The organism is Lacrimispora xylanisolvens (assembly GCF_002934545.1).
Classification (GTDB): Bacteria; Bacillota; Clostridia; order Lachnospirales; family Lachnospiraceae; genus Lacrimispora; species Lacrimispora xylanisolvens.
Genome location: NZ_PTJA01000013.1, coordinates 169,295 through 181,542, shown reverse-complemented (window position 1 = coordinate 181,542; position 12,248 = coordinate 169,295). Strand labels below are relative to the sequence as shown.

Annotated in this window: 11 protein-coding genes and 8 tRNA genes; 17 read left to right on the top strand and 2 right to left on the bottom strand. The window is 43.8% G+C overall.

All coding sequences use genetic code 11. The features are described 5' to 3' along the window. Positions 1-22 precede the first annotated feature (22 nt). The 17 genes from BXY41_RS21365 (at position 23) to BXY41_RS21285 (ending at position 10,860) form a co-directional block, all read left to right on the top strand. Positions 23-95 (top strand) — tRNA-Asn (locus tag BXY41_RS21365). 4 nt (positions 96-99) lie between these two features. Beyond that, positions 100-171 (top strand) — tRNA-Glu (locus tag BXY41_RS21360). A gap of 6 nt (positions 172-177) precedes the next feature. Then, a tRNA-Thr gene (locus BXY41_RS21355) sits at positions 178-250 on the top strand. 39 nt (positions 251-289) lie between these two features. Continuing rightward, a tRNA-Ile gene (locus tag BXY41_RS21350) sits at positions 290-363 on the top strand. 29 nt (positions 364-392) lie between these two features. Continuing rightward, positions 393-466 (top strand) — tRNA-Asp (locus BXY41_RS21345). Between the two features lie 70 nt (positions 467-536). Continuing rightward, a tRNA-Val gene (locus tag BXY41_RS21340) sits at positions 537-609 on the top strand. Positions 610-632: 23 nt separating this feature from the next. Beyond that, positions 633-718: transfer RNA gene (locus BXY41_RS21335), tRNA-Leu, on the top strand. 28 nt (positions 719-746) lie between these two features. Further along, positions 747-820, top strand: a tRNA-Arg gene (locus BXY41_RS21330). Positions 821-1,047: 227 nt separating this feature from the next. Further along, complete coding sequence (locus tag BXY41_RS21325) at positions 1,048-1,881, top strand: serine hydrolase (protein WP_104438900.1); 834 nt, start codon at positions 1,048-1,050, stop codon at positions 1,879-1,881. After that, on the top strand, positions 1,878-2,966 hold the full coding sequence (locus tag BXY41_RS21320; RefSeq protein WP_104438899.1) for a dipeptide epimerase: 1,089 nt from the start codon (positions 1,878-1,880) through the stop codon (positions 2,964-2,966). The genes BXY41_RS21325 and BXY41_RS21320 overlap by 4 nt, the downstream gene beginning before the upstream one ends. 64 nt (positions 2,967-3,030) lie before the next feature. After that, entirely contained in the window at positions 3,031-4,965 is a 1,935-nt protein-coding gene (locus BXY41_RS21315) for a peptide ABC transporter substrate-binding protein (protein ID WP_104438898.1), read from the top strand. 137 nt (positions 4,966-5,102) lie between these two features. Then, positions 5,103-6,044, top strand: coding sequence for an ABC transporter permease (locus BXY41_RS21310; protein ID WP_104438897.1), 942 nt, complete (start codon positions 5,103-5,105; stop codon positions 6,042-6,044). Then, positions 6,041-7,027 (top strand): ABC transporter permease, encoded by a 987-nt coding sequence (locus tag BXY41_RS21305; RefSeq protein WP_104438896.1) that lies wholly within the window; start codon positions 6,041-6,043, stop codon positions 7,025-7,027. The genes BXY41_RS21310 and BXY41_RS21305 overlap by 4 nt, the downstream gene beginning before the upstream one ends. 11 nt (positions 7,028-7,038) lie before the next feature. Beyond that, on the top strand, positions 7,039-8,091 hold the full coding sequence (locus tag BXY41_RS21300) for an ABC transporter ATP-binding protein (RefSeq protein WP_104438895.1): 1,053 nt from the start codon (positions 7,039-7,041) through the stop codon (positions 8,089-8,091). Next, a complete protein-coding gene (locus tag BXY41_RS21295) occupies positions 8,091-9,023 on the top strand; it encodes an ATP-binding cassette domain-containing protein (protein WP_104438894.1) in 933 nt (310 codons plus the stop codon). Before BXY41_RS21300 ends, BXY41_RS21295 begins: the two co-directional genes overlap by 1 nt. Positions 9,024-9,102: 79 nt before the next feature. Continuing rightward, positions 9,103-9,996 (top strand): C40 family peptidase, encoded by an 894-nt coding sequence (locus BXY41_RS21290; RefSeq protein WP_170072509.1) that lies wholly within the window; start codon positions 9,103-9,105, stop codon positions 9,994-9,996. A gap of 18 nt (positions 9,997-10,014) precedes the next feature. Continuing rightward, positions 10,015-10,860 (top strand): serine hydrolase, encoded by an 846-nt coding sequence (locus BXY41_RS21285; RefSeq protein ID WP_104438892.1) that lies wholly within the window; start codon positions 10,015-10,017, stop codon positions 10,858-10,860. A 4-nt stretch (positions 10,861-10,864) separates the two neighbouring features. Here the strand turns inward: BXY41_RS21285 and BXY41_RS21280 are convergent, their stop codons facing one another. Together BXY41_RS21280 and BXY41_RS21275 are read right to left on the bottom strand one after the other, a co-directional pair. Beyond that, positions 10,865-11,536, bottom strand: coding sequence for a YjjG family noncanonical pyrimidine nucleotidase (locus tag BXY41_RS21280; protein WP_104438891.1), 672 nt, complete (start codon positions 11,534-11,536; stop codon positions 10,865-10,867). Positions 11,537-11,540: 4 nt separating this feature from the next. Further along, positions 11,541-12,179 carry a YczE/YyaS/YitT family protein gene (locus BXY41_RS21275; RefSeq protein WP_104438890.1) on the bottom strand — a complete coding sequence of 213 codons (639 nt, stop codon included), beginning with the start codon at positions 12,177-12,179 and terminating at the stop codon, positions 11,541-11,543. Positions 12,180-12,248 lie beyond the last annotated feature (69 nt).

Below are 12,248 nucleotides of genomic sequence, written 5' to 3'. Positions count from 1 at the left end.
AAGGATTGCAGTAATGCAATATTCCTCGATAGCTCAGTCGGTAGAGCAAACGGCTGTTAACCGTTGGGTCGTAGGTTCAAGTCCTACTCGGGGAGCTTTGGCCCCATGGTCAAGCGGTTAAGACATCGCCCTTTCACGGCGGTAACACGAGTTCGAATCTCGTTGGGGTCATTGAATGCCGATGTGGCTCAATTGGCAGAGCAGCTGATTTGTAATCAGCAGGTTATCGGTTCGAGTCCGATCATCGGCTTTCACTTTACTAAATATATCTATCAGATTATTATGTTTAGGACCTTTAGCTCAGTTGGTTAGAGCAACCGGCTCATAACCGGTCGGTCCCGGGTTCGAGTCCCCGAAGGTCCACTAGCACTGAACTAAATATTTGATAATCTGGCCCGGTGGCTCAGCTGGTTAGAGCGCCGCCCTGTCACGGCGGAGGTCGTGGGTTCGAATCCCATCCGGGTCGTTCTGTATTTTAAAAATACAGGCTTTACAAACCAGCAGGTAAGTTGTATAATGCTTACTGTATCGTTTATGGGATCTTAGCTCAGCTGGGAGAGCATCTGCCTTACAAGCAGAGGGTCATAGGTTCGAGCCCTATAGGTCCCATTTCCATGAGAAATCATGAGAATGCCGGCGTGGCGGAACTGGCAGACGCACAGGACTTAAAATCCTGCGGGACTTACCTCCCGTACCGGTTCGATTCCGGTCGCCGGCATTGCCTGAAAAGGCAGCCAATTGAATATGTGTGTGTAGCTCAGCTGGATAGAGCACTTGGCTACGGACCAAGGTGTCGGGAGTTCGAATCTTCTCACGCACGTAGAGAAAAAGCATTTACACGAAAGTGTAGATGCTTTTTTTGGTTTACTTTTCCAGAAAAATGAATTATTGCTTGATTTTTTTCCAGAATTTATTATACTAAATAGTAAATGATATAAGAAAATTTAATAAAAAAATCTGAATCAGGTGCAACGAGGTAGCTGGCAACAATGGGTGCAGTGCCTCTTTTTTTATATAAACGATTCTAAATGACAGGAGTTTTTCGAGATGACACGGGATGAGATAATCAGAATATTAGATCAGGTTCCTGGAAAAATCAGCTTTCTTTATGAAAATCTGGAGACAGGGGAGCGGGTTGGATACAGGGAAGACCAGCCACTGATGGCAGCCAGCGTGATAAAGCTCTATGTCATGGCGGCAGCATTTAATCAGTTTGAAACAGGAAAACTGAGGCAGGATTTCTCGCTGCCCATATACAAAAAGGATTGCGTTCCATCCTGCGGAGCTCTCACCTATCTTCATGAGGGGATTTGTGTCACTGCATTGGACCTGGTCACTCTGATGATCATATTCAGTGATAATACGGCCACCAATTTGCTCATTGAATTACTGGGGATGGAAGAGATCAATCAATATATTAAGTCTCTTGGATTTGAAAAAACCTGTCTTAACAGAAAAATGTATGATACAGAAAAGTCGAGTAAGGGGATTCAAAATTACATAACTGCATCTGAGACAGGCAGACTGCTTATGATGATGTACCGGGGAGAATTAGTCAGTGAAGGGGCAAGCAGGCAGATGATTTCAATTTTAAAAAATCAGCAGCTTTGCAGTAAGATTCCATTCTATTTACAGGCGCTTGCAGAGGAGCCTGAGATCGCCCATAAAACAGGTGAGGATCGTGGGATTACTCATGATGTAGGGATCGTATATGGAAAAACACCGTTTTTGGTCTGCTTTTGCGGGAATGAGACGGATACTCCTGGATTTGAACGGATTATGGGGGAGCTATCGTTAAAATTATATGAAGAGACGAATCGGTCAGAGGCACAAAATCAGAACAAAAGCATGGACAGCATGATAGGAAGGAAATCAGAATGAGAATAGCAAAAATTGAAACGGCAGAAGTGAATATTCCTCTTGTAACTCCATTTAAGACAGCCCTCAGGACCGTAGACTCTGTTAATGATATTGTAGTTAGAATTACGGCTGATGACGGACAGACAGGATACGGTGAGGCTCCGCCTACAGCTGTGATTACAGGGGAGACGAAAGGCTCTATCCGATGCGCCATTGAAGAATTTATTGCACCTCCATTAATTGGTATGGAAATTGAAAATTTGGATGGCATAATGAAAGTACTTCATAAATCCATGATTAAAAACACTTCGGCGAAGGCGGCTGTGGATATGGCTGTTTATGATCTGTTTGCAAAATCCTGCGGGAAGCCTCTGTATAAGGTTTTAGGGGGCAGTAAGGGCGAAATAGAGACCGATCTGACCATCAGCGTCAATGAGACAGAGGAGATGGTCAAAGACAGTCTGCTTGCAATCCGGCAGGGATTTAGAATACTGAAGATCAAAGTCGGCAAAGAAGGGCAAAAGGATGTGGAACGGATCAAAGCCATTCGCCAGGCTGTGGGGCCGGAGATTAAGCTTCGGATTGATGCAAACCAGGGGTGGTCTGCAAAAGATGCGGTCAGGATTATAAGTAAACTGGAGGACATGGGAATCGATATGGATCTGGTGGAACAGCCGGTGAGCGCCCATGATTTTGAAGGGATGAAGCTTGTTACCAGTCAGGTACAGACTCCGATTCTGGCAGATGAAAGCGTGTTTTCAGCCATGGATGCCATACATATCATAAAGGAACGTGCTGCAGATTTAATTAATATTAAGCTGATGAAGACCGGGGGGATTTACGAGGCTTTAAAAGTCTGTTCCATAGCAGAATGCTACGAAGTGGAGTGTATGATTGGATGTATGCTGGAAAGCAAGATCGCCGTCAGCGCAGCCGCCCATCTGGCAGCTGCAAAGGGGATAATTACCAGAGCGGATTTAGACGGGCCCTCCCTGTGCAGTGAGGATCCATATAGCGGTGGACCAGCCTTTATGGGCTCCAGAATTTTAATGAATGCCGAGCCGGGACTGGGGATCTTTAAGGTACCTGTTTTTGGGGAGAAATAATAACATACAAATGAGGACACTAATCCCTGACGGGTTTAGAAATAAGAAAAAATGGAGGAAAATTATGAAGAAAAAAAGATTAGCAGCCGGTATTCTCTGTGCAGTTCTTGCAACGGCAACTGTACTCAGCGGATGCGGAGGTAAAAAAACTTCTGAGAGCAGTACAGGAAGTGCCCAGGGTGGAGCAAAAGCGGAAGGAAGCGGGGAACCAGCCGTTTATAAAAAGCTTTATGGAGCAGAAGCCACAACTCTTAATTACCTCACCTCATCTACGGAAAATGATTATAAAATCGGCGCAAATTTAATTGATACTCTGGTAGAATATGACAATAAGGGACAGATTAAACCGGGTCTGGCTACAGAATGGAGTTATGATGATGCCACTCTTACCTGGACTTTTAAGCTTAGAGATGCAAAATGGGTTGATAACACGGGCAAAGAGGTTGGCGCTGTGACTGCCCAGGATTTCGTGGATGCGATGAAGTATGAGCTGACTCCGGAATATGAAAGCTCCAATGTACAGAATTTATTTGGCATCATTGCCAACGCCGAGAATTATTATAACGGACTGGTTTACAATGGTGGCGCAGATAAGGACGGAAAAGTATGGCAGCCAGTTGAATTTTCAGCGGTTGGTGTTAAGGCTGTAGATGAACATACTCTTACATATACACTTGAGAAGGAAGTTCCTTATTTCCTGTCTTCTCTGGCTTATATAGTTTATATGCCAGCCTATGGACCTCAGCTTGAGGAGCTTGGTAAGGACTTTGGAACAGGCGCAGACAAGATGTATTATAATGGTGCTTATTATCTGGAAGAATTCTCTCCTCAGGAAAAGCACGTTATGAAGAAAAACCCGTTAAATTACGATGCAGCACTGGTTTATATTGATGAAATCCAGGAAATTTACAATGCGGAATACAATACAATCGGACCTGAGATGGTAAAGCGGGGCGAGGTGGACTATGCGGAACTTTCTTCTGATATTCTGGATGATTGGAAAAATAATGAGGATACAAAGAATTTAATCAGCAGAGAGAGACCCAGAACGAGCTACTCTTATTTCTACTGCTTCAACTTTAATCCCCAGTTTGATGCTCAGTATGAGCCGGATAACTGGAAAAAGGCAGTGAATAATGAAAACTTCCGTAAGGCTTTATCCTCAGCACTTAATAAGTCAAAGGAAGTTGCAGTGTTAGAGTCCGCAACACCCGATGATTTTGTTATCAATTCTATTACACCTCCAAACTTTACCTTTAATGCACAGGGTGAGGATTATACCAAGGTAGGGGATATGGCAAACTTAACCCAGACCTTTGATGAGACAAAAGCAAAGGAATACAGGGATCTGGCAAAGAAAGAGCTGGAGGCATCAGGTGTAACATTCCCTGTTAAGGTATTAATGCCATACAACCCGTCTGAAGTAAACTGGGATAAAGAATGTCAGGTAGTGGAGCAGCAGATGGAAAGCCTTCTTGGCTCTGATTTTATTGATATCGTTGTGGAAGCAGGTCCGGCAGATGGATTTTTAACAGAAGTACGCAGAAGCGGTAAATTTGCATTTATGAAATGTAACTGGGGCGCAGATTATGCTGATCCGGAAACCTGGACAGATCCGTTCTACCAGAAAAAGGGAGAAAGCGGATATGATCTTGGCTATAAGTATGGAAATATAGCAAAGGCAATCGAAGACGGAACTCCTTCTGCTGAGGCAGCTTTAGAATACTTTACCCTTGTGGATCAGGCTAAGGATATGAAAACGGATATCAATGCCAGATATGAGGCTTTCGCCAAGGCTGAGGCTAGTCTTGTGGGTCACGCATTTGTGATTCCTTACAGCATTTCTGTCAGCAAGTATGTGGCTAGTAAGCTGGATGTATTTGAAGGACAGTATGCGCCATTCGGAGTATCGAATCTTCGGTATAAAGGGCAGCATTTAAAGGATCATTTCATTTCCATGGATGAGTTTAAGGCAAACCGGGAAGCAAATGAAAAATAAACGGTAAGAAAAAACGCCGGATCACAGGCTATGCTTTTGGTCCGGCGGAAAAATACCGTCTGAAGGGGAGGTGGATATGATCTGACTTCGCCTTCAGAGAGTATTTTTACAAACAAAACAAAGGAGTCTGAAAACTGATGTTACTATACTTAAGTAAAAGAATCGCACGTTCATTTCTTACATTAATCATCATTCTGACCGTTGTATTCTGTCTTCTCCGCCTTATGCCGATTGAAGGTTATTTTCAGAACTTTGATAAAATGACGCCTCAGCAAATCGAAGTGGGTTTAAAGGAGATGGGATTGTCGGATCCCCTTCCCCTTCAGATTGTTCATTTTTTCCAGAAACTGCTTCATGGTGATCTGGGTACTTCCAGGATTTACCGTTCCAATGTTCCTGTATCCGATATTCTGGCGGATAAAGTTCCCGTATCCATTAAGCTGGGAATCTGGTCCATGGTTGTCTCACTTCTGGTTGGACTTCCCATGGGGGCTTTTATGGCAAGGTATCAGTATCGTTGGTTTGACAAAATAGGAACCTTTTTTATTGTATGTATTCAGGCTGTACCGGCCGCAGTCTATTTCCTTTATATTCAGCTTTATGGGACACAGCTCTTTCATGTAGGGCTGCTCTTTCAGATCGATGATCCCAATTACTGGATTTTGCCGGTTATTTCCATGTCCCTTGGAAATATTGCATTTTATGGGATGTGGCTGAGACGGTATATGATTGATGAAAGCAATAAGGATTATGTCAGGCTGGCAAAGGCAAAAGGGCTGTCAGAGGGTAATGTTATGTTTAAACATATTTTCCGCAATGCCTTTGTTCCCCTTGCCCAGTATATTCCTACTGCATTTTTAAATACGGTGATCGGTTCTATTTACATAGAATCTCTTTACAGCATTCCTGGAATGGGCGGTCTTTTGGTTACCGTAATTAAAAAGCATGACAATGCCATGGTACAGGGGATTGTTCTTTTGTATGCCTGTGTGGGCGTACTGGGACTGCTTCTTGGGGATCTTATGATGGTAATGCTGGATCCCAGAATCAGCCTTGGAAAGAAAGCAGGTGACAGATGATGAAGCAATTTTCTTACCGTCATACAAAAGAAGCAGAGTTAATTGAAAATATGGAAGAAGCAGAGCTGTTTACGTTTGGGGGATATAATGAAGCTGAGACAGAGAAAACGGGATTCAGCAATTATTCTTACTGGAATAGTACACTCCATGCGTTCTTTAAGAACCGGATAGCCTTTGCTTTGCTGGTGCTGTTAATGCTGTTATTGGCATTTACGTTTATACAGCCTTATCTTCCAGGTCAGTATGATCCAAACCTGATTATCAATGATGCCAGTGGAATGCAGTTTCGCAATATTCCGCCAGGAAAACAATTTATTCTTGGAACCAATTCCATCGGTCAGGACTTATGGGCACGGATTTGGTCGGGAACCAGGACTTCACTGTTTATCGGCTTATCAGTGGCACTGGCGGAGGCGCTGATCGGAATTACGGTAGGGGTCATCTGGGGCTATGTCAGAAAGGCGGACTTTATACTGACTGAAATTTATAATATTATTGATAATATACCAAATACCATTATATTGATTTTGATCTCTTACATATTAAAGCCCAGTGTTAAGACATTGATATTTGCCATGTGTCTTACGGGGTGGATTCAGATGGCAAGATTTATCCGCAACCAGATCCTCATTATCAGAGACAGGGATTATAATGTGGCCAGCCGGTGCCTTGGTACACCTACAGGCAGAATTATTGTAAAAAATCTTCTGCCTTATCTGGTTTCTGTCATTATGCTTCGAATGGCACTTACCATTCCGGCCGCTATCGGCAATGAAGTGTTTATCACCTATATTGGTCTGGGCCTTCCTGTTAATATTCCAAGCCTCGGGAACTTAATCAATGAAGGAAGAGCACTGATTACCAGCCCGGCACTGCGCTATCAGCTGGTTTATCCCACCATCATTCTTTCATTTGTAACTATTTCTTTCTACATTATCGGCAACGCGTTTTCTGATGCCGCCGATCCGAAGAATCACTTATAAGGAGGCAGCCAATGGAACGAGAGACAATATTAGAGGTAAATGATTTAGATATTACCTTTGAACTGAGAGGGAAACGGCTTCATGCCATACGGGGAATTTCCCTGGAACTTTATAAAGGGGAAATTCTTGCGATTGTAGGGGAATCGGGAAGCGGAAAATCGGTATTTACAAAATCATTTATGGGACTTTTAGATAAGAACGGCAGTGTCAGCGGCGGGAATGTCGTTTATTATGGCTCTGATGATAAAGTTCCGGTAGAGTTAACGGGAATTAAGAAAGAAAAAGACTGGTTAAAGCTGCGGGGACATGAAATTGCCATGATCATGCAGGATCCAATGACAAGCTTAAATCCATTAAAGACCATTGGTGCACAGATTATGGAAGCGGTTCTCCTGCATCAGAAGGGAAGCAGGACTGAGGCAAAAAAACGGACGCTTCAGTATCTGACTGATGTGGGAATACAGGAACCGGAGAAACGTTTTTTCCAGTATCCTCATGAATTTTCAGGGGGGATGCGCCAGCGTGTGGTTATTGCCATAGCAATTGCCTGCAATCCCCAGATTCTTATTTGCGATGAGCCCACAACGGCCCTTGATGTTACCATACAGGCTCAGATTCTGGAGCTGATTAAGGAACTGCGGCTGAAATATAAGCTTTCTGTGATTCTTATCACTCATGATCTGGGAGTAGTGGCTAATACGGCAGACAGAGTAGCTGTGATGTATGCCGGGGATATTGTGGAGATTGGAACCAGTGAGGATATTTTTTATGATGCAAGACACCCTTATACCTGGGCGCTTCTTTCATCTTTGCCTCAGGTGGGGATAAAAGGAGAAAATTTATTTTCCATTGCCGGAACACCGCCTAATCTATATGCAGAAATAAAGGGAGATGCGTTTGCTCCCAGAAATCCCCAGGCACTTAAGATTGATTTTGTAAAGAGCCCTCCTTATTTCAGCATTTCCCCTACCCACAAGGCTAAAACCTGGCTGCTGGATGAACGGGCACCAAAGGCGGATCCGCCGCCTGTACTAAAAATAATCAGAGAGGGAGGTCTGTTCTGATGGAGCGGGAAGTATTACTGGAAGTTAAGGACTTGGAAGTGACCTTCGGCGAACGAAAAAAGAAATACCAGGCAGTAAAAGGGGTAAACTTTAAGATTTATAAAGGAGAGACCTTTGGACTGGTGGGAGAATCCGGTTCTGGAAAAACCACCATTGGCCGGGCTGTCATGAGGATTATAAAGACTTCAGGAGGAGAAATTCTCTACAAGGGGCAGAAAATTAACGGAGATATATCGGAAGAACTGGACCGGAAGGTGATTCAGGAAATCCAGATGATTTTTCAGGATCCTCAGGCATCTTTAAATGAGAGAGCCAAGGTGGATTATATTGTAAGTGAAGGACTATTGAATATTGAAAAAGGGATTACCGAGAAGGAAAGGAAAGAACGGGTAAATCAGGCACTTCTTGATGTAGGCCTTCTTCCGGAGTTCGCCAGCCGTTTCCCCCATGAGTTTTCGGGAGGCCAGAGGCAGCGGATCGGCATTGCAAGATCTCTGATTATGAAACCGGAGTTTATCATAGCGGATGAACCGATTTCTGCTCTTGATGTGTCGGTACGGGCTCAGGTTCTGAATCTTCTTACCAGAATTCAGAAAGAACGTCAGATTACTTACCTGTTCATTGCCCACGATTTATCGGTTATGCGGTTTATTACTGACCGGATTGCAGTCATACGCAAAGGAGAGATCGTGGAGATGGCTGAGACGGAGGAATTGATCACCCATGCCATTCACCCTTACACAAGGGCGCTTCTCTCGGCAATACCCATGCCGGATCCAAAGCATGAGAAGGAGAAAAAGCTGATGGTTTATGATCCGTCCATCCATGATTATTCAACTGATCCGCCTTTCTGGCAGGAAATCAGAAACGAACATTATGTACTGGCGAATAAAAAAGAGGCGGAAGAATATAAGAAATTATATGAGCGTTGACGAAACGGATGACAGGCAGCGGAACTATTCGCTGCCTTTGATTTGCAGGTCCGGTTCTTTGGAATGAAGGGAGACAGTGATGGAGCAGCAGTTTGCAGTAATTAAAAAGCCGGTAATTACCATATGGGACCGGCCTGGAGAAACAAAGGAGAACAGGGAAAAGAAACTGGTTTCTTCCATTGCAGATGAAGGGATATACGGTATGGGACTTCGTATCACAGGGGAAGAAGACCAGGGATTTTATCCGGTTGTAACAGCCTATCATTATCCGGGGTATGTAAGAAAAGAGGATGTGGAACTGACCGGTCTTTCTGACCTGATTAACTGGGAAGAAGGCGGTCTGATGGTAACAGATGGGGAATTCGTGGATATCATGTCAATTCCCAGGGTCCAGGGAGTGAGAATCATGAGTGTTCCCAGAGGAGCACTGATTAAGGTGAGAGAGTTTGAGTCTGAGGAACCTGGATGGGCAATGGTTGAGTTATTTGACGGGCAGAAGGGGTTTATGAGGAATCAGTATCTGCGTCCGAAAGAATATTCCCAAAGCGCTTTGTGGACGGATCATCTTCCACAGAAGGAAATTGTGGATGAAAGAGAATTTCGCCTGGCAGTGATTGAGACGGCAATGGAGTATCTGGGCACCCAGTACCGGTGGGGGGGCAGAACGTCATTGGGAATTGACTGTTCTGGTTTAACTTCACAGAGCTATCTGATGAACGGGATTATTATATTCCGGGATGCAAAAATACAGCCGGGGTTTCCGGTTAAGGAAATTCCCAGGGATGAAATGCTTCCAGGGGATCTCATGTATTTTCCGGGTCATATTGCCATGTACCTGGGAGATGGATCATATATTCATTCCACCGGTAAGATTGGCAGCAGCGGAGTGGTCATAAACAGTTTAAATCCCCATGCAGCGGATTATCGGGAGGATCTGGCCAATAGCTGGTATGCTTCAGGGAGTATATTCTAATAAAAATCGGAGGATGACATGGACAATAGATTTACATTAGAGAAAAGAATTCAGGCAGAACTAATGAGCTATGACGGGAAAATGGGAATCTATCTCAATGATTTTCATGGTAATGTGATCACTATGGGACAGGATGAAAAATATGAGACTGCAAGTACCATCAAGACCTTTATACTTGCCTGTTTGTTTGATGAAGTGGAAAAAGGGAACAAAAGCCTTGAGGAGCTGGTGGAATATAAGCCGGAACATGTGGTGGATGGGAGCGGCGTACTGGCAGCCCTGGAACCAGGGGCTGTACTGAGGGTAAAAGATGCGGCTGTTTTTATGATTATCGTCAGTGATAACATTGCTACCAATATGATGATTGATTATCTGGGACTGGAAACCATTAACAGCTGTATTCAAAAGCTGGGGTGCAAGGATACGATTCTTTATAATCCCATTCACTTTGACCGGTACCGGCAACTGGGAACCAGCACTCCAAACGATTATGGAAGTGTGTTTACAAGACTGGTAAAGGGAGAGCTGATCAGCAAGAAAGCGGATGGGGCAATGCTTGAAATATTGAAAAAGCAGCATTACAACAGTATGATTACAAAAGACTTTCCCCCAGTCTATATGGACAGTGACAATACAGATGAGATACTGATTTCTGTGGCTTCAAAAAGCGGGAGCATGGATGCCTGCCGCAATGACGGAGGCATCGTATTTACTCCATATGGACCGTATGTGATAGTCATGTTTCATAAAGAATTTTCCGATGCCATGTATTATCCGGCTCATCCGGCCACCATATTTGGAGCCAGGGTAAGCAAAATGGTACTGGATCAGTTCCTGGCTTTGGAAGGAAGATTCTGTCTGTAGAGACCTACAGGTTTAAAAGCTGGGACAGATCATGAATGGTATAAGTAGCATCAGACCTGGCGGGAGAATCTGTGCGGGTAAAGAGACAGGAGTCAATGCCGGCATTAACGGCGCCCCTGATATCAGAACTTAAACTGTCCCCCACCATGATGGTTTCTTCCTGATTGAAATCAGGTATATGATCAAAGCAGTGTTTAAAAAAGTGGATAGATGGCTTTTCGCTACCCACTTTTTCCGATATAAACATTCCGTCAAACAGGTCGAAGATACCAGCCTGATTTAGTCTGGTAACCTGGGTGGTATAGACCCCGTTGGAAGCGGTATAGAGCTTTTTCCCCATGCTTTTTAGCTGGGTCAGCGTCTCCTTTGCGTGGGGGATGAGCTCCGGGCTGTTGCCAAGAAAGCTTCGATAGCGGGATTCAGCCTCCACTCCATCAACTTCTCTTTCCAGAGTCTGAAAGTATAGGGAGAATCTTGTATGAAATACTTCTTCCCTGCTGATCTTCTCCTGCTCCAGCAGACTCCAGAGATTCATGTTTATCTTTTTATATTCATCCAGCATGCTGCGTTCAAAGGGAAGGCAGTAGGATTCTATTACATTCTGAAAGCTTCGCTCTTCTGCCGCATCAAAATCCAGAATGGTGTTGTCAATATCGATTAAGTATGTTTGGTACATGTTTTTAATCCTCCATATTCCAGTGCTTCTTAAAGTAGTTTAAGCAGATTCCTAACAGAGGGGAAAGGAGCAGAACACTGATTACGGTTCCTTCCCTGATCTGCCAGGGTGTATGTGCCCATAAGGTAAGGGCGATGGCAGCAACCAGAAATATCACATCAAAGCTCATGCGTACTGCGGTAAATTTCTTGTGATAAAGTTCCGTAATGGTAAGGCAGAGACTCTCTAAGGGGAACTTTATAATTCCAATTGCCAGGACAGCGCCAAGGCTTATGGAAGCGAAAATCAAACCGGTTGCATAGAGCAGTACTCTGAAAAGGTAGCTTTCGGCCGTAAAGCCGGACAGAACCTGGTAGAGAAAAAAGTTAATAATAATTCCGTTGGCAATGGTAGCGATAATCTGAATGATGTCCTTATAGTTTAATCTGGTACGTCTTAAAAGTAAATAGCTGATAAAAAAAATGGTATTAATCAGGTTTAATATGGTACCAACCTTCCATGGAATGAGAAAGGAAAGTGTAACTGCCATTGCATTTAAAATACTCTGGCCGATGGCTGCTTTTAACTGCAGCGATACTCCAAATCCAAATAGTACAAAGTTCAGGATGGAATAAGCAATTAATTTTGTGTTTTTCTTCGTCATTGTTTTCACCTCAGGAATATGATACCATAGTTTCTGGATAACCTACTATGAGATTTATCATATCAGAGG

Excerpts from the sequence above, each read along its gene's own strand:
- BXY41_RS21280 (WP_104438891.1), bottom strand. The coding sequence starts at position 11,536 with ATGTACCAAACATACTTAATCGATATTGACAACACCATTCTGGATTTT.
- BXY41_RS21275 (WP_104438890.1), bottom strand. The coding sequence starts at position 12,179 with ATGACGAAGAAAAACACAAAATTAATTGCTTATTCCATCCTGAACTTT.
- BXY41_RS21285 (WP_104438892.1), top strand. The coding sequence starts at position 10,015 with ATGGACAATAGATTTACATTAGAGAAAAGAATTCAGGCAGAACTAATG.
- BXY41_RS21300 (WP_104438895.1), top strand. The coding sequence starts at position 7,039 with ATGGAACGAGAGACAATATTAGAGGTAAATGATTTAGATATTACCTTT.
- BXY41_RS21295 (WP_104438894.1), top strand. The coding sequence starts at position 8,091 with ATGGAGCGGGAAGTATTACTGGAAGTTAAGGACTTGGAAGTGACCTTC.
- BXY41_RS21305 (WP_104438896.1), top strand. The coding sequence starts at position 6,041 with ATGATGAAGCAATTTTCTTACCGTCATACAAAAGAAGCAGAGTTAATT.
- BXY41_RS21315 (WP_104438898.1), top strand. The coding sequence starts at position 3,031 with ATGAAGAAAAAAAGATTAGCAGCCGGTATTCTCTGTGCAGTTCTTGCA.
- BXY41_RS21320 (WP_104438899.1), top strand. The coding sequence starts at position 1,878 with ATGAGAATAGCAAAAATTGAAACGGCAGAAGTGAATATTCCTCTTGTA.
- BXY41_RS21325 (WP_104438900.1), top strand. The coding sequence starts at position 1,048 with ATGACACGGGATGAGATAATCAGAATATTAGATCAGGTTCCTGGAAAA.
- BXY41_RS21290 (WP_170072509.1), top strand. The coding sequence starts at position 9,103 with ATGGAGCAGCAGTTTGCAGTAATTAAAAAGCCGGTAATTACCATATGG.
- BXY41_RS21310 (WP_104438897.1), top strand. The coding sequence starts at position 5,103 with ATGTTACTATACTTAAGTAAAAGAATCGCACGTTCATTTCTTACATTA.